At 53.4% G+C, this 19,914-nt stretch carries 19 protein-coding genes; 6 read left to right on the top strand and 13 right to left on the bottom strand.

Going from position 1 to position 19,914, the window contains the following annotated elements:
* Positions 1 to 49 precede the first annotated feature (49 nt).
* The 8 genes from RA157_RS04255 to RA157_RS04220 all read right to left on the bottom strand — a co-directional run bounded on the left by RA157_RS04255 (position 50) and on the right by RA157_RS04220 (position 8,664).
* On the bottom strand, positions 50 to 2,824 hold the full coding sequence (locus tag RA157_RS04255; protein WP_350335235.1) for an AAA family ATPase: 2,775 nt from the start codon (positions 2,822 to 2,824) through the stop codon (positions 50 to 52).
* Positions 2,825 to 2,826: 2 nt separating this feature from the next.
* Entirely contained in the window at positions 2,827 to 3,261 is a 435-nt protein-coding gene (locus tag RA157_RS04250; RefSeq protein ID WP_350335234.1) for a plasmid mobilization protein, read from the bottom strand.
* Between the two features lie 426 nt (positions 3,262 to 3,687).
* Positions 3,688 to 4,065, bottom strand: coding sequence for a hypothetical protein (locus tag RA157_RS04245; protein ID WP_350335233.1), 378 nt, complete (start codon positions 4,063 to 4,065; stop codon positions 3,688 to 3,690).
* Between the two features lie 37 nt (positions 4,066 to 4,102).
* On the bottom strand, positions 4,103 to 4,492 hold the full coding sequence (locus RA157_RS04240; protein ID WP_350335232.1) for a YbaY family lipoprotein: 390 nt from the start codon (positions 4,490 to 4,492) through the stop codon (positions 4,103 to 4,105).
* 208 nt (positions 4,493 to 4,700) lie between these two features.
* Complete coding sequence (locus RA157_RS04235) at positions 4,701 to 5,486, bottom strand: hypothetical protein (RefSeq protein ID WP_350335231.1); 786 nt, start codon at positions 5,484 to 5,486, stop codon at positions 4,701 to 4,703.
* A 171-nt stretch (positions 5,487 to 5,657) separates the two neighbouring features.
* Entirely contained in the window at positions 5,658 to 5,876 is a 219-nt protein-coding gene (locus RA157_RS04230; protein ID WP_350335230.1) for a hypothetical protein, read from the bottom strand.
* Between the two features lie 60 nt (positions 5,877 to 5,936).
* Entirely contained in the window at positions 5,937 to 6,977 is a 1,041-nt protein-coding gene (legP, locus tag RA157_RS04225; protein WP_350335229.1) for a Dot/Icm T4SS effector Zinc-dependent metalloprotease LegP, read from the bottom strand.
* Positions 6,978 to 7,071: 94 nt separating this feature from the next.
* Positions 7,072 to 8,664 (bottom strand): M6 family metalloprotease domain-containing protein, encoded by a 1,593-nt coding sequence (locus tag RA157_RS04220; RefSeq protein WP_350335228.1) that lies wholly within the window; start codon positions 8,662 to 8,664, stop codon positions 7,072 to 7,074.
* Positions 8,665 to 9,576: 912 nt separating this feature from the next.
* Between RA157_RS04220 and hpf the strand changes: the two genes are divergently transcribed.
* Together hpf and ptsN are read left to right on the top strand one after the other, a co-directional pair.
* Positions 9,577 to 10,146: a ribosome hibernation-promoting factor, HPF/YfiA family gene (gene hpf, locus RA157_RS04215; RefSeq protein ID WP_350335227.1), complete on the top strand. Its 570-nt coding sequence runs from the start codon at positions 9,577 to 9,579 to the stop codon at positions 10,144 to 10,146.
* A 66-nt stretch (positions 10,147 to 10,212) separates the two neighbouring features.
* A complete protein-coding gene (gene ptsN / locus RA157_RS04210) occupies positions 10,213 to 10,674 on the top strand; it encodes a PTS IIA-like nitrogen regulatory protein PtsN (RefSeq protein WP_350335226.1) in 462 nt (153 codons plus the stop codon).
* Positions 10,675 to 10,758: 84 nt separating this feature from the next.
* On the opposite strand, the gene RA157_RS04205 is transcribed toward ptsN, so the two are convergent.
* The 5 genes from RA157_RS04205 to RA157_RS04185 form a co-directional block, all read right to left on the bottom strand.
* Positions 10,759 to 12,882, bottom strand: a complete 2,124-nt coding sequence (locus tag RA157_RS04205) for a methyl-accepting chemotaxis protein (RefSeq protein ID WP_350335225.1) — start codon at positions 12,880 to 12,882, stop codon at positions 10,759 to 10,761.
* Between the two features lie 64 nt (positions 12,883 to 12,946).
* Positions 12,947 to 13,525, bottom strand: coding sequence for a PDC sensor domain-containing protein (locus tag RA157_RS04200; protein WP_350335224.1), 579 nt, complete (start codon positions 13,523 to 13,525; stop codon positions 12,947 to 12,949).
* Between the two features lie 318 nt (positions 13,526 to 13,843).
* A complete protein-coding gene (locus RA157_RS04195) occupies positions 13,844 to 15,331 on the bottom strand; it encodes a S8 family serine peptidase (protein WP_350335223.1) in 1,488 nt (495 codons plus the stop codon).
* A gap of 187 nt (positions 15,332 to 15,518) precedes the next feature.
* On the bottom strand, positions 15,519 to 16,226 hold the full coding sequence (locus RA157_RS04190) for a hypothetical protein (protein ID WP_350335222.1): 708 nt from the start codon (positions 16,224 to 16,226) through the stop codon (positions 15,519 to 15,521).
* On the bottom strand, positions 16,223 to 16,807 hold the full coding sequence (locus RA157_RS04185) for a sigma-70 family RNA polymerase sigma factor (protein WP_350335221.1): 585 nt from the start codon (positions 16,805 to 16,807) through the stop codon (positions 16,223 to 16,225). The genes RA157_RS04190 and RA157_RS04185 overlap by 4 nt, the downstream gene beginning before the upstream one ends.
* 247 nt (positions 16,808 to 17,054) lie before the next feature.
* On the opposite strand from RA157_RS04185, the gene RA157_RS04180 reads away from it, so the two are divergent.
* The 4 genes from RA157_RS04180 to ykgO all read left to right on the top strand — a co-directional run bounded on the left by RA157_RS04180 (position 17,055) and on the right by ykgO (position 19,856).
* Complete coding sequence (locus RA157_RS04180; protein ID WP_350335220.1) at positions 17,055 to 17,483, top strand: Hsp20 family protein; 429 nt, start codon at positions 17,055 to 17,057, stop codon at positions 17,481 to 17,483.
* A gap of 64 nt (positions 17,484 to 17,547) precedes the next feature.
* Positions 17,548 to 17,811 (top strand): BQ00720 family protein, encoded by a 264-nt coding sequence (locus tag RA157_RS04175; RefSeq protein ID WP_350335219.1) that lies wholly within the window; start codon positions 17,548 to 17,550, stop codon positions 17,809 to 17,811.
* A 309-nt stretch (positions 17,812 to 18,120) separates the two neighbouring features.
* Entirely contained in the window at positions 18,121 to 19,248 is a 1,128-nt protein-coding gene (locus tag RA157_RS04170) for an aminotransferase class V-fold PLP-dependent enzyme (protein WP_350335218.1), read from the top strand.
* Positions 19,249 to 19,730: 482 nt separating this feature from the next.
* Positions 19,731 to 19,856, top strand: a complete 126-nt coding sequence (ykgO, locus tag RA157_RS04165) for a type B 50S ribosomal protein L36 (RefSeq protein WP_350335217.1) — start codon at positions 19,731 to 19,733, stop codon at positions 19,854 to 19,856.
* The last annotated feature ends 58 nt before the right edge of the window (positions 19,857 to 19,914 follow it).

Raw genomic sequence — 19,914 nt, 5'->3', positions numbered from 1 at the left:
GAGTTACAAGAAAACCTACAGCATATGATAGTTAAATAGGGTGGTGGCCCTATCGCTCATATCGCAGCGTGTGGCGTTGCTGACTGTGCTGGTGGTCTTGGCGTTGCCTGCGGTCTGCCTCAATAGTGCTGCGCTTGAGATCAAAGCCCCAGCTTCTGGGCTTATCTTTCTCGTTGACGAAGACGTTTAGCTTCTCGCGATGCCGTGTCATGGCAACATAGGTAAGGTGAGGATCAAGCCGTTTGCTGGCCAATACAAACCCGCGATCTACCGTTGCGCCCTGGGACTTGTGAATGGTGACAGCATACCCGTGATCAAAAGTACGGTAGCGCCGTGGGTTGAACGTCACGGAGGTTTGTTTGTTATGGTCCAGTGCCAGTTCTATCAGGCCGTGATCCATTTTGGTGATGGTGCCAAGCATGCCGTTTTTCACGCCGAGTGATGTGTCGTTACGGGTCAGCACAATCCTGTCACCAATGGAAAACATGCGGGGCCCGCTGTCAGTTTTGATGAGATATTCTTCGTTAGGAAGAGCCATACGGTGACGCAGCTCTGCCCGTATGGCCTGATTGATATCGTAAACATCTTTGCGGCGATGCGCGAAGGCAAGGCGGGATGCGTCCGGTGCGGTTTTCCTGTCTGCCAGATAGGAGGCAACCAGAGCTGACAGCGCAGAGTCCTTATTATGATCTACATGAACCGAGCCGTTCTCCTGATAGGCGGTTACGGCCTTTTCAAGTTGGCCTTGGGATAAATCCAAGGACGCTTGTTTCTGCCAGTCGGATTTCTGGCGGTGGACTTCGGTCAGGGTTGCTGCATCAAGCCGCTTCACCAACTGGCGGAAGGGTTGCCCCGCCTCAATCGGCTGGAGCTGCTCAGGATCACCAACCAGAACAAGCTTTGCCCCGATTTCGTTTATTTTAGTGGCAATGCGGGATAATTGCCGTGTGCCAATCATGCCTGCCTCATCAATTACCAACACATCACCTTGTCTGATTGGTTGATTGCCATTCTCCCAACTCAGTTCAAGGGAGGCCAGTGTCCGGCTTTCAATGCCCGAAGAGGCTTGCAAGCCATCAGCGGCAATACCCGCAAGGGCCGCCCCATGAACTCTGATGCCCTGTTTCTCCCATGCTATCCGGGCTGCATTGAGCATGATGCTTTTACCAGCTCCGGCAATCCCGAACACATTTGCAAACTGATTATTATCGAGAATATGATGCAGGGCTTTTTGTTGTTCATCACTTAATTCACCGCCAAAGCCGCGTTGCATGATGGCGTTTTGATAACGGATGACCCATTGGACATGCCGCGAACTGACACCGAAGTTGCCAAGCTTGTGCATGGTGGACGTAGTAGCGAACAATGCATCCTCCGCCCGCTTATATGAACGGGTGGTGTAATCAATAGTGCCAGCGTGACTGAGCTGTACCAGTTCGTTTGAGGCCATCACCGTATCAATGGCGGTACGCAACGACAGCGGGTCATCAATGAACCGTGCAAGGGAGCGCTTGATATCAAGCGCTGTAAAACGCGATTGTTTGTCGGATAGATAATCCAGTATCCGTACCGGTTGCCGTTGCAATTGCGCTTTGGTGAAGGGAAGAGGCTCTTCCGGCAATATGAGTTCTTGACGCGTGTCTGTAAGAGCCGCAGCAAAAGCCTGATCCAGCTTATTGCGTATGTCGCGATCATGTTGTGGGTCAAAGCGGCTGTCTGGTGTGAGATGCTGATATTCCCGAAGGTGCTTTTCTATAAGTGTCTGGTGTTCGGCTTCATCCCGCGCCTGATTGGCCAAAGCCTCAGTCTCTAACTCTTTCAAAAGGCGATCATAGCTTCCCGACAGCCGCGCCCAGACGCGTTTCATGCCCGTTGGGAGCCGTTCCTGACGTTGTCTGGTTTCGCGAATGCGGCGCTGTTCCTGTGCGGCCTGTAAAGCTTCCCGTTCTGCCCGTTGCTTTGCCACCAGCTTGTCCCGGCGATCAGCAAAATCAGCATTGGGTTGTTCAGTGCGCTTTGACTGTTCGGCTTGTTCCGTGCCGTGGAGAATGGCTATCGCTTCTTTAACCGTCGGCAGTTCATTAAAATCGCCCAGACGAGCATTCAGTTCTTTGGACTTCACCCCGCACCAACGAGACAGGGAATGGACCTTGCCATTGCCATCAATCGCGACAAAGCCCCGGCGGTCTCCCTGAGCCAGACAATAGCCCTCAGACCACAAGGCCGCTGCAAAAGAGGCACGTGAGTCTGATTGCTGCCAGCAGCGCACAAACATCTTCTTGGTTTCTTGGGGATCAATCGCAGCACGTTTGGCTTGTTCAGCCTGTGCCCGCGTATAACCATTGGGATCACGCTTGCGCCAGTCTTCAAGACCCTTTGGCATTTCCCAGCCCTGTTCCTGAAAGATCGCATAGGATATGCGCATCAAGCGGGATTTGGTCAGAGACAGATTAATCGCCCGCATTTGCTGCGCATTAATACGCGACCAGACGCAATGACAATGACGACGTCCTTTCTTTTCGTGAAAGACAATTGCGCGCGGTTGGCCTGCCAAGCCGAATTCCTGCTCGATACGGGCAATGGTTTCTTCGAACATTCGAACAGGGACTTGCGCACTTTGGGGAGGATTGAGCGATAGAGAATAAAGGTAGTTCTGGCATTGCGTGCCAGCCGCTACTGCCTCGACCTCCGCAAAGGCGTCATGAAGATTATCGGCAATAAACCCGTCAACAGAATGCACCGTGACATGCTCATTATCCCGACCATTCATCAAATGCCGGGCGAGTTCTGATCCATATCCACGTTCATTGCCGACAAACAGCATGGCTAGGCTTTTAATGCCCTGATCAACAAAATGCGCAGTTCACAGACATAACCATAGGCTTCCTCAATCTGCTTCTGTTCCCGCTGATCAATCACCAGCGCACCGACATTGGCTTGATAGGCAAGCTGATTGAGATTGTTGGCGATGCGCGACTGCCCGAGCAATGCCAGTGTCTCAGAAAGCAGCCGTTTATCGGCTACCTGCTTTTGTGGACGTTTCTTGCGCCGTTTATCCTCGTGCTCAAAGATACATGCGCGGATATAGGCTGATAACGTCATGCCTTGGGCCAACGTCTCCAGCGTCTTCCGTTCGTCTGCTGTCAGGCGAAGGGTGACCGGGGAGTGAGAACGCTTAGTCTTTCGCTTTTTTTCTCTGACAGGGTTCGTATTTGGTTTGTTTGAGGTGTTGCCGAAAGCCGTTTGAAAGTCTTGCTTCATCGTGACGGCCCCCGCATCTGTGGTGCGGATGAGGCTTGGCGAGCCGAACTTTCCTCCTCAGAGTTTTCATTCCCAAGTTTACGGAGATGCCGGGAAAGCTCTGGATCAGACTTGAGACATGCTTCCCAGTTTTCTAGTTCTTCAAAGAGTTTTGTCAGCGAAGAAGAGTTCGAAGACAATCCCTCCGTGTCCGCCATTCTTTCGCTCACGGCAGTTTCGCTTTGCTCAACGCCTCCGCGGGGGCGACCTGACCGGTCGGCGCACGCTTGTGCTTGCGAACCCTTCAGGTTCGAAATTTCTCATCTGTCTCACGACAGTTTGCTGTGCTCATGCTTCAGATAGGGCACCCTCACCGGACAGCGCGCGGTTGTGTTTGTGAGCTCTTCAGGCTCGAACTTGTTCGCAAGGCCTCCGCTGCGATCCTGGTTATGGCAGTTTCTCTATTCTGATGACTTGATAAAGACCGCCTTTCGGGCCCCCGATATATTCCGTTTCCATGCTGACGCGATCGCCTGTGGACAATCCTGTTACGTCCTGGAATGTGAAGCCGGGCAGGGTCTCGCCGGGTTCGGCGAAGGTGGGGCCGCTCAAGGGTTTGACTATTACGGTCTTGAATTCGAGGTCCGTTTTTCCGGGAATGTCCTCGACCGGGGACAAACTGGTCAGTACGGCTTCTATGTTTGAAAGGTTTGGAGCTGCGATCACGCCGCCGGGTCTTGGGGGAGGGGTGGGTCCGTTTTGTGCCATTGCGCCACATCCTAAAAAGAGAGCCGTGAGAAGAGTATTGAGAGTTAGCCAGCGCATTGCAAGTCTCCCTGTTCCTCACCCGTCAGTCTGAACGTTAGATCTGATGAAGACGCAGAAGCAGATCTGTTGTCGGGTGGCCAAACGTGAGTACCGGATAGTTTTGCGTCGTGATGCAGTCACCGGTCTTGATCTCTGTGTCGCCGGTCAGGTCAAGATGCGCGCGCAGGGCATAGTCAGCGCGCTCATCCAGAGCAGCCATGAAGTTCAGCACGAACGGATGATGATCATCATGTCCCGGCTCGTGGCTGATGCCCGGAATTATGCTCCCGGCAACAGGAAAAGCGTCGCTATCCTGCACTGTTATGTCTTCCAGATAGATATGCAGTGTGGCTGCCCTGATGTGAGGCACCTCAGGCCCGATCAGGATCTGACCGCTTATCTGGTAGGCTTGTTCCGGTCGCAGAAAGTCTGGGTCAGGACACATTGGTCACGTCCTTTGATACAAGGTTGTTGTGCGGTCGTTTTGTTTCTGTCTATTCAGCGCATCGCTGATAAGCAGAATGGGTGTCAGCAATGTGTCTTGACCCTAAGAGTTTGTCTCTGCGTGAGCTTTTGTCTGAAAAGTCTGTACGCTTTCCAGAAGCACGCTGTAAGTTTAGCGCAGACCTTGGCCTGGTTTTGGCAAAAGCATGTCATTTCTTCTTTTTCTTGCCTTTGCCTTTCTTTTCCTTGCCTGTTTCAAGACCATCCTCGTTATCAGGCGGTGGAGCGCTGTTTGATGAGCTCTGATCTGCGAGCTGGGTCTGCTCATCCTCTTCTGGCTCTTCTGGTCCTGGCGAGGCATGATGCCCGGACGCAGATGATGACGAGCCGGTGTCTGTACCATCAAGATCATCAGGCTCTGGTGGGTGGCCCTCTGATGAACTGCTGACCTGCTCGGTATCAGCACCTGATGGCCCAGGGGCGCTGCCTATTGCGATATTGGCCATGTCCTGCCCGAAGTCTGTGTCATCCGGTGGAGGCCCCCCGGTCTTCTGAGAAGAGCCGGCCGCGTAGTTCTGCGGCGGGTTATCCTCTGGCCCTGGTATCTGGGCGCTGTGGGATGATGAGCCGTTCATGCCCGAACTGATGCTGCCCGGGTCTTCGTCCGGCCCGGGTGGAGAGCCAGATGCGGTAGCGAGAGCACCTTCTGAATCCGAAGGGGCGGGGGCTGTGTCGAGGCTGGTTGTCACTGCATTGGCCGCGTCCAGCCCGTCATCCGGTGCCGGTGCGCCTTCATGAGCTGAACCGGTCTGCTCATCACCGGCCAGTTCTTCCGGCCCTGGGGCCGTTCCGTCTGTGGTCGACGTCGCGGTTTGAGTGTCTGTGAACAGATCATCAGGTGCGGGGGCATCGCCACTCACCAATACGGCGCCGACTGAGGCAGGGCCAGATAGCTCTTCCGGCCCGGGAGGTAGGTTTGTGCTGTGTGTCGCCATTGGATGGTTCCGTTTCGATTTTCCGGTTTCTGGTGCGAGACCAGGCCCGCGCTCAGTTCACCGGAGCGATAGATTGTCGAATGATCAGGATCATCTCTGCGTTCCACCTTGGCCAGAGCAGTATGGGCTCCGGCCAAGAGCAGATGCGTAGGTCTGACGGGTGTCGCGCTTTTAGTTCATATAAGCGCGTTCAATCAGGTCAGACACGATGTAGACATTGACGGTCCTGTTGTTTGCCTTTGCTCCTGACAGCAGCACAAAGGTATTTGTGACGCCGTCTTTGTCGCCGGTTTTGATCCGCCTCCAGCCGAGACCGGCAATATTGGCCCAGGCATTCTGGTCGTCATGGGTGGTGTAAACGCGGGAAACGGTTTTGTTTGTATGCCACATGGGTTTGTCCTTTCCTGGAATTAGGTCTGTTAGCGTGTTCTCGTCATTCGGTGCGCGGGTCTAAAGCAGATAGACCCGGGAGATCGTTGAGCCGTCCGCGTAGACATTGACGTTGCGATTATTTGCCATGGCGTCGCAGACGGTGATGAAGCAGTTGGTCACGCCGTCCTTGTCGCCAGTCTTGATCTTGCGCCAACCAAGCCCTTCAATCGCGGCCCATGCGTTCTGGGAATCATGGGTGGAATAAACACGCTGTACCCGCTTGTTGTTGTGCCAGGTCGTGTACATGGCGTGGATCGTTGCGATGTCACCAGGGCTCAGGCCTGTTCGCTGGCCTATAGGTGTGCCGGGCGGGATGGTTGTGATGGTCGGCTGGCCGTTCTTTGAGAAAGCTGTTGCGCCATAGTGCATGATCGAGCCGAAATCATAGGCGCCGTAATCATCGCCATCGGATACATGCTGGTTGAAATTGTGAGACTTGCCGGAGGTGATATTGCTCCAGTTGATCGTCACATGCTGGTCGCGATCCTCCCGTGATTGCTCATGCCAGAGGCCGAAAGCATGACCGATCTCGTGGATTGTGTTGCCGGTTGAGCAGCCGCTGGCCAAAGTTATGTTCTGGCGTCCACCGCGCATGCCGACGGACGATGAACAACCATTGCCGGGGCGGAAACGCACATAGTTGGGATATTGCGATGCATTGGCGGATGTCCGCCGCACAAACCGCATATTGGTGTTCTGTTCCCAATGGGCGATAGCGTTTGTGACTCGCGCCTGATTGGGGAGATTCGAATCGATCTCATAAGGCATCAAGGCATCGGGCCAGCGGAACCGGTCTCCCGATATGGCGACACCGCGTTGTGGCTGGTCAGATTGTCCGGAACTGCCTTCAGCCATGCTGGCGCGTACGGCTGCCGCATTGGCTTCCATCTCCTCGACGGTGCCAAGGACAATACAACCCTCCAGGATGGCTTCCCCGTCAACAACGGTGTACTGGACCGGTTTGTTGGTAAAATTTGCACCTGAAATGAACCCGGTTCTGACATCCTCTCCGGAGAGCATTCCATCATTATCGGCATCATATTGGTCATTGTCTGCCATGGATTTCGTCCCTGTTTTGTCTGGTCCAGTGTTTAACCCGTGTGTCGGGTGCGGCTATGTGTCGGCCTTAAGGCCGGGGGCAATGCCCCTGTGGTCAGAGCAGATAAGCTCTTGAAATTGTGGTGCCATCTGTGAAGACGCTGACATTGCGTCCATTGGATCTGGCATCGCAGAGCAACACGAAACAATTGGTGACACCGTCGGCGAAGCCGGTCTCTACTTTCAGCCAGCCAAGATCTTCGATAAAGGCCCAGGCATTCTGCGAGTGATGGCTTGTATAGGTGCGCAGCACCGCTTTGTTGGTGTGCCATTGTTCGGTCGCTGCGCCGCCGCCACCTCCACCGCCGCCGCCTGTGTCAATGCGGGCGGTGATTGTGTTTCCGGCGCGCTGGATATTGGTGATGGAGATATTGGAAGCTGTGCCGTTGTAGGAATTGCTGTTTGGCGTGGAAGCGCCATCAAACCGGTTGTTTGATGCGGTCGGATAAACGTCTTCCGCATCTCCGGAATTGGCATTGGTGTTGAGGTCCCGCCGTCCATCGGCCTGCTCAATATCAACGAGATAGTGATCTTCGTCCGTATTGTTGGACTGATTGTCGTCCACATGTTCGATAAGGCAGCCCTCGCCGGGTATATGGCTGTCAAAGCCGGACCTCTGGCGGTTGGAAACGAGGAAGTATTCCTTGGAATTCGCCCCGCCGATTGGCAGTTTGTAGACATCACCATTGGCATTGTAGGGCTGGATGGTGACGTCCTGTGCTGCGCCTGTGACGGTGGAAGGGCTGATCCACCCGGCCTGAAGCTTGCACCAGGCCGTTGGATGGGCGGGCGTATTGCCGCCATTGTTCCAGCTGCCACCTGCCATCAGATCCCAACGGCCCGTGCCGCGCGAGCTGTAGTCCGTGTCATAGAGGTCGGGCCACTTCATCAGGAGATGGCCAAGTTCGTGGGACATGACACCGACCCGGCCGTCTTCAGGTGCCATGAAGTAACTCTGGATGCGAACCCCGTCTTTGACACGTGGTGTTATGCTCCACTTGTGTGACCAGACATCGCCCTTGTTGCCGGTTGCCTCACCACCTGATCCGGCGACGATGATGACAAGCGCGTCCACCACGCCGTCACCGTCATTGTCATAGTCCGCAAAATTCACGTGTGGTGCAGCCAGATCGACCACATCCTCAACGAGTTTCTGGGCATTCTGCGGATATGAACCGAAGCCAAAATCATTGTTGGTGTAATAGGCCTTGGTCTGGGGTGCCCGATACCAGCCTGCGGTGGGGCCGCCGGTCCCGCTTACCTCGCCGGTAACGTCCAGCTGATTGTACGAGGCTTCTCTGTAGTAGTCCCGCATACTACCGGTCGGATAGGTTCCCTGAGAGAACAGCATGTTGGAGTAATGGGCCTGGGACTGGCTGGCCGGGTGGTCAGAAAAGTCTACAAGAAGAACAAGGGCCTTGCGGGTTCCAACCACAGGAGACCGGTCTGCTACACGCTGGATCAATGTATGCGCGCGGGTTTTCTTGGGTCGGTTGAGAATCCTGTATGCGCGATCGAAATCCAGAACCGTATCGTCGCCGGTTTCAGGCAGACCCGCACCGGAGTCCAGCCGTTGCTTGGATCTGATAATCTGTTCCTCCAGCTCCGGGGATGGAGGAGCCATGCAGAAATGATCACAGCCACACATGATAAACTCCTTTGGATGGATCGTGTCGACAGGTCTGCAACAGACTGAACAACACGCACTGGTTGTTTTTGTGTGATGATTCAATGACAGGGAGGCTCGAGAGGAGATCGGTGCTGCGCGTTATCCAAGCAGACCAATTCATCTGAAGAATAGACAAAAAGTAACTGTTAGCGCCAAAACTGTACATGATGACACTTCCGCTTAATTTTATGATAGTTTTCGGGGTTTTTACGCCTTCCGAAGCTCTTCAATTCAAATTTTATTTAGGTGTGCAAGTAAGCCATTTGCAGTCAACCTCCCAACTGCGATCAAAGATCGCCTGGTTGCAAATATAATAGATAGATTCAATTATTTTGTTTTCTGAATTGAATATTTAAAGTTGTATTTTGTCAAGAGATCTTCGTCTATTCAAACGGTCGGTCTATAATGATAATGCGTACTATATTACTTCTGCTATTTTTGTCCGGTCAGTTCTTTCAACGCTTTATGATCTCCTCTTAATGTCGATTCCTTTGTTGAAAAAATATTCCTGTAGGGATCATCTGGCTGCGTAGAAGCCCTGTTACCTTCTTGAGGTGAGTGTGAAGGAGCGGGTTTTCCAGATATGATACAGCGCACATACCCCTGATGAGGCCCCTGCTGATTATCCACCATGCATGGGGATTACCCAGATGTGAGATGTTTTCTCTGGACCTTGGCGGCGATAAGGATTATTTCATAAGGATGGCCAATTTTCAGCTTAATCGCTCAGGCGGAACATTGACACGGGGTGTGCACGGCAATAAAAGGGCCCCCGCTGTCCACAGGCCATCTACCAAAGCTCTGGTAATACGCAATCCCTTGGACGATGATATTGGCCCAAATCACTGGTGCATCCTGCACTTGGGAAGACCCTAATAGTCAGGGGGATCTATGACTCTACGTGTTTCAGGAAAGAATATGGATGTGGGCGATGCTCTTCGGGGCACCGCAGAAGATCGGATTGAGGAATCGGTCGGCAAGTATTTTGACGGCGGATATTCCGGCCATGTGACCTTTACCAAGGAAGGGTCGGGCTTCAAGGCGGAATGCATGGTGCATCTGGATACGGGCACCGTCTTGCAGGCCAGCGGAAATGCTGGAGATGCTCATGGCAGCTTTGATAAGGCCGCCGAGAAGATCGAGAAACGTCTGAGACGCTACAAGCGTCGCCTGAAAGACCATCATTCCAACAACGGCCGTGGCAATGGCGTTGATGTTGCTGCTTACGTCTTGCAGCAGCCGGATGATGAGGAAGAAGTCCCGGAAGATTACAGTCCGGTGATTATTGCGGAAAGCTCAACGACCCTGTCGACCTTATCTGTCGGGGAGGCCGTTATGGAACTGGATATAACAGAGGCCTCTGTGGTCGTGTTCCGTAACGCTGGAAACGGTGGCGTTAATGTTGTTTACAGACGCCCTGATGGTCATGTGGGCTGGGTCGACCCGGCTTTGGCTGAATAGCAAGATAATCAAGAGATCGAGCCGTGTCAGTTGAGCTGATGCGGCTTGAAACAAGTGGATTAGACCATGGATTTGAGTGATCTGCTATCCCAGGATGCCATTCTTCCGGCGCTCAAGGCGTCGTCCAAGAAGCAGGTTATCCAGGAAATGGCAGAGATTGCGGCAGATGTAACCAGTCTCCCGCATCGTGTCATTTTCGATACCCTGCTGCAGCGAGAGCGGCTGGGCTCGACTGGTGTTGGCCATGGCATTGCCATTCCGCATGGCAAGCTGTCAGAAATCACATCGATTGCCGGCGTGTTTGCCCGGCTTGAAAAACCGATCAATTTTGAATCGCTGGATGATGAACCGGTCGATCTGGTGTTCATGCTGCTGGCACCGGAAAGTGCAGGAGCTGATCATCTGAAGGCGCTGGCCCGGATTGCGCGTGTCCTTCGTGACAAGGAAGTCGCTGCCAAGCTCAGGGCTACCGATGATGGGGCTGCGATCTTTGCCCTGTTGACACAACAAGTGGCAACAGCAGCCTGACGGTTTCACGGGTTTTCTTTCAAAGGAAAAGCCGCTGGATGATTAATCCAGCGGCTTTATGCATTATCGGATCTGGAAAGGGTGCTAAGCAGCCTTGACCTTCTGGAGGAAGCTGGCTACCAGCCCGCGCAGCTCTTCCGTTCTGCTGTTGAGATCTTCTGATGCCCCCAGCACCTGGGCGGAAGACCCATCGGTCTCGCCAATGAGCGTCCGAACATCCGACATATTGTCGGAGACCTGTTTGGCCCCTGTTGCGGCCTGCTGAACATTGGCGCTGATGTTGCTTGTTGCAACGCCCTGCTGGTCGACAGCGGCTGCGATGGAGCCGGTGAAGGAATTGACCTCTCCCATCGTTCCGGCAATCTGTTCAATAGAGGACACCGCATCCTTTGTGGAAAGCTGGATTGCTGAAATCTGGGACGAGATTTCTTCCGTTGCCTTCGAGGTCTGGTTTGCCAGTTCTTTCACCTCTGCGGCAACGACAGCGAAGCCTTTGCCCATTTCCCCGGCACGGGCAGCCTCGATGGTTGCGTTCAGAGCCAGAAGGTTAGTCTGTTCTGCAATGTCCTGGATGAGGCTGACCACATCACCAATGCGCTGGGCTGCTTCATCCAGCGCTCCAACGCGGCTATTCGCCTGATCTGCCTGGTCAGTTGCTGATTTGACGACAGCTTTCGTCTCTCCAACCTGCCGCGCAATCTCGCGGATGGACTGTTCAAGCTCCTCAGCGGCTGATGCCACCATCTGGATGTTGGAGCTCATTTCATCTGTCGCAGAGGCTGCATTATCCGTACGGTTGGATGTGGCTGATGTTGTGTCCGTCAAGGATGCCGCGGTTGATTTCATGACTTCGGCATTGTTCATGACGGTGCCAAGCAGGCTGGTTACATCCTGATCGAAACCGTTCACCAGATCTTCTACAGCTGCCTGGCGATGCATACGATTCTGATTGGCCTGTTCGCTCTCCGCTGACAGGCGTTCATTCTCGATTGCGGCATCGCGGAAAACCTGGACGGCGCGGGCCATACTGCCCAGTTCGTCCTTGCGATCGCGACCTTTGATGTCAATTGAATGATCGCCTTTGGACAGGCGGGTCATGACATCAACGAGAACTCCGATACGGTTTGTTGTACCGCGTGTGATGACGAACCCGATAACGCCTGCAATGGCGGCGCACAGGCCTGCAATGATGAGCATCCAGTTGCGTAAGGAGACAAGAGGTGCGCGAACTTCTGATTCAGCCTGCAAAACAGCAGCCACATAGTTGACCCCACCAAAGGAGAAGGGGGCTGTGGCTATGTCGTAGGACTCGCCTCTGAAATCCGAAATCGTGCCGTATGCATCTTGTCCCCCGATGGCCTGTTTGACAACGGAGCCTGAGAAACTCTGTTTAAAGAACTCATCTGTATCGGCGGTGCGGCCTGAATCGTTACGGGCCAGTCCGTCATTTCCGATCAGGAACAGATCACCGGTCTCTCCCAGACCCTGATAGCGGGAGGTATAATAAGTGATGCGGCTGATTGGCATCTGGTAGGCCAGAACACCGATCTTCTTGCGACCAATCGCGATTGGCGTCGAGAGGAAACTGGCGTGCTGCCCGTCCATCGCGGCATAAGGCTTGAAGTCGAGATAATGTGCGTCTTTGGTATCGCCGCCCATAGCCAGATCAAAAGCCTGCCGCAGGGGGGTATCCTTCCAGGCACCTGACTTGATGTTGGTGGCGAAGTCATTGTTCTTCTTGACCGAGTAAATCAGATTTCCATCGGTATCGAAGACGTAGATATCGTAATAGCCGTTGTCAGTCAGATGGCGCAGAAGGGTCGGATGAACCGACTTGTGGGCCTTGTCATATTTGGAACGACCACCTGAGACGAGCTTTTCCCGTTCAGATGGATATTTGTTCTTCGTGATATATGCGGTCTGAAGGGCTTCAGTGGGATTGTCACCGGCCTTCTTCCAGCCCTTCTTGAGCTCAGTCAATGCTCTGCGGGTCACATAGCTGTCGGAAAGAGCCTTTAGATCTCGTTCGATTGCGGTCAGGTAGTTAACAAAATCGTTTTTCTGGACATCTGCTTTTGCTCTCAACCGGTCTTCGGCGATTGAATTGATTGTGGCAGACGCGGAAATATAACTTGCGATGCCAACACCGGCGGTCGAAGCGAGTGTGATACCAAGAATAATTGCAGAAAATCGTGTCGAGATCTTCATTAGAGCCCCCAATATGCAGAAGAAGCGCGCACCAGAGAGTGCGCGCCTGGTCTTTCCCCGTAGCTTAAGGCAGCAACTCGACGTTTACGCCGACTGTAATGGCGCCGATCACCGAGCCATCTGCAGGATCGGTAATTGACATGCTGACCTGGCTCTGGAAGGTCTGTGTGGATTCGTCTTCTTCCACTTCGCTCAGATGGATAGCGTCCGGGCCAACCTGGTAGGTCTTCTGCCACTTGGCTTCGTCGCCCTGCCAGTAATCTGATGTCGGGTCGCTCTGGGCCACGTTCAGGCCTTTCGCGTCCATGACGAAGATTTCGGTGTAGAGACCGTCGCTGTCCTCACGGATTTTGGCCAGAGCTTCAGATGCCGGGCGAGCCAGCACGCCATCGATCATTGGCTGGCTGTCTGCATCAGCCTCAGCACGCCATTTGTTATCAAGCTTCAGGATCTCAGCTTCATCATAACCAGCGGTCTCGGCGTTCTGGGCCTTGATTGCTGCAACAACATCAGCAGACTGAGCGAACGCTTTGATCTGGTTTTTGGCCAGAGCATTGAGACCGTCTGCGAATTCATTTGCGGAAGCTGGGGAGCAAGCGAGAATTGCTACAAGCGCTGCGCCCTTCATAAGGTTCTTGAACATGTGTCCTCCATTGGCTGCCCCCACCACGGGGTGTCCATGTCAACAGATTACCTCCGATCTTGTTAACAAAAACAGAATCGCATGAGACTTTTGTATGGCATGTTGTGTTGCAATGCAGCATTTGGAGCTTAGTGCTGAATATAGCGGGTTTCTCTATGCTTTAGCCTTCAGTATCTTAGAGGGTTGCAAGCGCTGGATTGTTCTCAAGCCAGCTACCATTTTACTTCAGCAGCTGTTGTTCGCTGGACGAAATCGTATAGATGGGAGACTTGAACTCCCATCTATATCACTTGTCTGGTCCTTATTGTCTGGCGAGTCCTAAAGCTTATTCAATGCTTGTGCTGCCGATGGCAGGCCTGTGCCGAAGACCGGGTCGCGCCCCGGTTTGCCAAGATCAGTTGAGGATGTGCTGAGGACCTTGAGAATATCATCATATCCGAGGTCGCTGTCGCGGCTCAGAACCAGTGCAATCAGGCCGCTCACATGAGCTGCGGCCATGGATGTTCCTGAAGAGACGCTATATCCGCCATTTGGAATTGGCGCGAGAATATCAACGCCGGGAGCTGCAACGGTTATGTAGTCACCACGGTTGGCCTTGGAATAGGCGCTGTCATCTTTATCCGTCGCCGTGACAGCAATGACACCTTCATAGGCAGCCGGATAGAGCGGCTGTGATTCCGGTCCGTCATTTCCAGCAGCGGCCACCGGAATCAGTCCCTTATCGATGGCGCTTCTGATGGAATCACCCACCAGTGGATCTTTTGGTCCGGCAAAGCTCATATTGATAACTCTTGCACCTGCCTTGTGAGCGCGATCCAGGGCCGTTGCAATGGCCCAGCTTGAGCTGGTTGAAAGGCCTGTCGTCTTGTCCTTCAGAAATGCCCGAATGCCGATCAGGCGTGATTCTGGAGCGATGCCAAGAAGTGTGCCGTTTGATGCGATGATGCCTGCGATTGAGGTGCCATGGGCATCTGCTTGGTGTTTCTTTTCGCCTGTTGTATCTATCGCCTCGATTGATGTGGCTTTCAGTTCCGGATGTTTCATATCGATGCCGGAATCAATGACGGCTATGGGCACCGCGCCGCCACGGGTGATGCTGTGGACCGGAGAGATTGACAGTTTGGCCAATGCATACTGGGCTGAATTTGCGGCGTTCCCGGCGGCTTGCTGCAGGCTGTAGAGATAATTGGGCTGAGCCGAGGCGACGGTCGGGTCCTGCTCCAGAGCGGCAATCACATCTCTGACCGGTGTGTCATTGTTGATCCGGTAGCGATGCACTGTCGTGCCTGCCAGACGGAATGTTCGAGCACTGCGCCATTGCAGTTTAAGACGTCCAACAAGTGCATTCATCTGCCGTTGTGATGCACCGATGCGGTACCGGACAATTACTTCATTGTCGATATATCTGTCTTCGGTTTCAGGAGGCATGCCGCTGGCAAATTGTTTCGGTGGTGCCGAACGTTTCGCAGTCTGGCGCTTGGCAGGTGTTTTGCTGGTGCGCTTGACTGTTGCCTTTTTGGGTTGCTTCTTGCTGCGCGTTACGCGTTTTGTCTTCTTTTTCTTGGGCTTGGTTTTTGTGGTCTTCTTGGTTTTCTTCTTGTTCTTTTCCTTGACCGCATCATAAATGATTTTCCCGGCCTGAATGCCTAGGAAAATGGCCGCGCCAACGTCAGTTTTGCTGCCGCCACCGCTTGTATGACCACTTGCTGGATTGGCCTGAGCCGGCGTCGGAAGTGAGGGGACGATCAGAGCCAGACTGAGGCCCAGTGCTGCAGTCATCCGCCAGAGGTGTTTGGTTCCCGTCATTTTTCCCTCCCGATTATATCCAGCTGCATAGCGTCTTGTCTGGAGCTTTGATAGCGCCCGCATAGCAGTTGAGTGTGACGTTCAGGCAATCTGTCTGCTCTTGCAGCGACATAGTCAGCCTGTCAGTCGAGGTATTCTCTTGGCCCGTATGGTATCGTGATTAGCGCAAAAGCGCAAAAGGAAGCGCTTATTCGCTTGGCAGGCTCAGTGTAAAGAGGTCATTGCGCGTGCGGACTTGCTCAAGAACTGTTTCGGTCGTCCGTCCTTCTGTTTCATCAAACCGCAGCTTGAAGAAACCGCCGGGAAGAGGACCATCGACAATCATGCCTTTCTCCGCTTCAAGAAATGCGGACAGGTCCGCCATGCTTGCGCCCGGTGTAAACTGAACCAGAACGGCAGGTCCTGTCTCGCCGGATTGGGCGTCACCCGAGGCAGTCTGATAGGTGCTGCCTGTGGCTGGTTTGTCGCCTGTGACTGTTGTTGCGATGTAACCGGCCTGAACAGCGATTACGAGGGCGGCCACGGCTCCGGCTACGCCAAGGCGTTGTGGAGTCATCAGAGCAAAGCTGTCCTGCAGCCATTGCCCTATAGCGCTGAAAATTCCTGCTTTCTGGTGGTCGGCAACGGTCGCCTGGGATTTAGCCCGTGCAATTTCACTGTCCAGCTGGGCAAGGAATCGTGTTTCCATTGAAGCCGGTGCCGGGATGGCATTGGCCATTGCAACGGCTTCGCCCTGGTCTTCCATCAGCAGAGCGAGGCTGTGAGCCAGTCGGTCATCGGTTTCCAGTGCTGCATCAATCCGGGCACAGGTTTCGCTGTCCAGCGTTCCGTTCACATAGAAGGGCAGTAGAAGCTCGAGCTCATCAGGTGTTTCTGTTTGCAGTTCTCTGGTCATGGCCAACCTCGATCTATTCCGGCTCTTTGCATCAGGACCGAGAGCTTCTTGCGTGCATGAAACATCCGCGTTTTGACGGTGTTTTCCGAAATTCCGACGATTTCGCTGATCTCCTTGATTGACTTCTCATGGTAATAAACCAGATCAATCACCTCGCGGTGGTCAGGCGTCAGTTTTTCGATACAGGCGCGCAATGCTGCTCCCTTATCGCGTTTCTGAGCCGTGACTTCAGGCGTATCCGCGTCATCTTCCATCTCACCGAGCGCATCATCGGGATCAACCGAGATGCGGGTTTTCCGTATCTCGGAGAGCGCCTTGAAACGGGCCATTCCAAGAAGCCAGGTCGAAACCTTTGACTTGAATTCGAAACGGCCTGCCTGTTGCCAGACATCGATGAAGACATCGTTGGTCAAGTCTTCAGCGGTCGCACTGTTTGAGATAAACCGCAAAATGAACCGATAAACCCGGAGATGATGATGGCTATAAAGACGCCGCATGGCCTCTTTATCACCTTCAGCAATCCGGCGGACGAGGTCGTGATCGTCGTCGCCCACACTGTTCACTTGCTGTCTTTCCGCCAACAGCTCCCCCATATGTCGCGGTAAGGGATCGAAAGGTTCAATCGATTTGCATCCAGAGCCTAGCATGAGTCCATAAAGACGCAAGACAGTGCCGGTAGAACAGTCGCCAATCTCACCCGGATCACGGTTCTGTTCGGGGGATATGATGATAGTTCTCTTGCGGAGCGTGTCTGAAAAACCCATATTCCAGTTATCGCGGTAAATGCTTCGGGTTTACCCGCCAGTCGCTTTTTGAAGGACAATGCCTATGTCACGGCTAACCCAATTGTCGAGCCCGTTCATGCTCGGCTTTGATGAGATTGAGCGTGTTCTGGATCGTGTTGCCAAGGGCAGCAGTGATGGATATCCGCCATATAATATTGAACGTCTTCCCAAATCGGACGAGCAGGGTGATGTGTTGCGTATCACGCTGGCTGTGGCCGGGTTCACGCGAGATCAGCTTGACGTGTCTCTTGAGGAGAACCAGCTTGTTATCCGCGGCCGTCAGGTCGATGATGACAAGGGTCGGGAGTTTCTGCATCGGGGTATTGCGGCCCGGCAGTTCCAGCGCTCATTTGTCCTTGCTGAGGGTATCGAGATCCTGGGAGCCGAGCTCCGGGATGGCCTGCTGATGATTGACCTCGCGCGACCACAGCCCGAGAAGATCATCCGCAAGATCGAGATCACGACCACTTAAATGTGATTGCTCCGATCAATCCGGGCTGCCTTGTCGTCAGTATTGAGTGAAAAGGAGACGTTTCATGACCAAGTTACCCAGTGAATTCCGGGACGCTCTTTCTTCTGTCGGTTTCAGAGACCTTGGCAATGGTGAAGTCGCGTTCCTGCGTGAAATGCAGGCAGGCGATCTTGCCGAGATTCTGCCGGAGGTTCGTGACCTTGAGCCAACCATGATGCTCTGGGCGCTCCTCGGTGCGGACGGCTCTCCGATTATTGTCAGCGATACCCGCCAGGTTGCTGAAGCTGATGCGCTTGAGCGAGACATGACCATTGCGAGTGTTCATTAAAGCACCAGACCTTTAACTTGAATTGGTCGCGGTGCTTTAAGAGTCTGTTTTTGCGCGAGCTTTTATCTGAAAAGTCTATCAACTTTTCAGAAGCACGCTGTAAAGCACCATTTGAGTCGGTAGCGACAGGTTTCACGAGTGGCACACTTCAGCCTGAAACCGGATCTGTTCTCCTATTGATAGATCAAAGGGATTGATAACGTCAGAACTGTTGACGTTATCTGGTTATTCCCTTGCCTGAAATCGTGGTACGAGATGTAATCTCGGAGATTGTGTCTCTCAGGATTTCTTGTCGAATGGAGTTTGGGAATGGCTGGATTGTTGCCGAATGTAGACCCGGATGGTCTGCTGGAATATTCCGTGGTTTTCACGGATCGCTCGCTGAATCACATGTCGCAATCCTTCCAGCAGGTGATGCGCGATATCTACTCAACGCTGAATTCGGTCTATCAGGCTGATGCATCCGTGGTGATCCCCGGCGGTGGTACCTATGCCATGGAAGCTGTGGCCCGGCAGTTTGCGACAGGGCAGTCCTGTATGGTTCTGCGGAATGGCTGGTTCAGTTTCCGCTGGACACAGATTTTCGAGGCAGGGAACATTCCCTCGTCATGTGAAGTGCTGAAAGCCCGGCAGATCGAGGCAGGCTCCCAGGCACCCTTTGCACCGGCAGCTATTGAAGATGTTGTTCGTACCATTGAGGAAACCCGTCCTCAGATGGTCTTTGCTCCGCATGTGGAAACATCGTCGGGAATCATACTGCCTGATGCCTATATCAAAGCCGTCGCAGATGCCGTGCATTCTGTTGGTGGATTGTTTGTTCTCGATTGTATTGCATCAGGTGCCATCTGGGTTGATATGAAGGCGCTTGGGGTCGATGTTCTGATCAGCGCGCCCCAGAAAGGATGGAGCGCATCTCCATGTGCCGGGCTGGTGATGCTGGGTGCCGGAGCCCTTGCACGTTTGTCTGAAACGCAGAGCAGCAGCTTCGCCTGTGATCTCAGGAAATGGCATGACATCATGCAGGCCTATATCAACGGTGGACATGCTTATCATGCGACCATGCCAACCGATGCCCTGACAGTATTCCGGGATGTGATGAAAGAGACCGAGGCTTATGGTTTCGACAAGGTCAAGGCGGAGCAGCTCGAGCTTGGCAGTCGCGTACGTGCGCTTCTGGCAAGCAGGCAGATTCGCAGTGTGGCCGCGTCAGGGTTTGAAGCGCCTGGTGTTGTGGTCAGTTACACCAATGATCCAGACATCCAGAATGGCAAGAAATTTGCCGCTCAGGGCATGCAGATTGCAGCGGGCGTTCCGCTCCAGTGTGATGAGCCTGAGGATTTCCGCACGTTCCGACTGGGTCTCTTTGGCCTCGACAAGCTGCATAATGTGGATCGTTCGGTGGCGTCGCTTGAGGCGATTCTCGACCAGGTTTTGTAGATCCGGATTGCAGACAAGAAAAAAGAGGTGGAGTGATCCACCTCTTGAAGTTAGCTCCGTCCCAAACACATCAGCAGGCGACACATATGATGTGTCAGGCCATGCCGGATCCATTTTGGACCTGATAAGCATCGCCGGGATAGCGGTGTTATGCAAGTCCTAATATGACGATATTTTTCACGTTTTATCGTTTTGCGTGATATTCCTTCCTTCTAAGAGCTTGAATTCAAGTCTTATTCAGGGGTGCCCGGTCGTCTGTAGAAGGCTGGAGCCAACTGGAAACTGTCGGACGGGCAGGCTTTGTTCAGTCCGACCTTCAATGGAATGTTCAAAGGATGTTCAGAAGAATATCTGCAGCACCTTGCTTTTCTGTTTGTCACGCTTGACAAGTGAAGGGCTCCCGCCTAATGTCCGCCTCGAATTTGGGCGCACTCAGGTGCGCTCTTGTGTTTTCTGCTAGGAAACGCTGAAGGCAGTGACCGATGAAAATTAAGAACTCTCTTAAGGCTCTTGCGAAGCGCCATCGCGCGAACCGCATGATCCGTCGTAAGGGTCGGGTTTATATCATCAATAAACAGAACCCGCGCTTTAAAGCTCGTCAGGGCTAAGCAACACGACGAATTGTTTTGACGGGCACTCTCATAAGGTCCATCCTCGGATCTTATG

This window comes from Coralliovum pocilloporae (assembly GCF_030845175.1).
Lineage (GTDB): Bacteria > Pseudomonadota > Alphaproteobacteria > Rhizobiales > Cohaesibacteraceae > Coralliovum > Coralliovum pocilloporae.
Note: the sequence above shows the minus strand (reverse complement) of the source record. Positions and strands in the feature narration are given on the sequence as shown.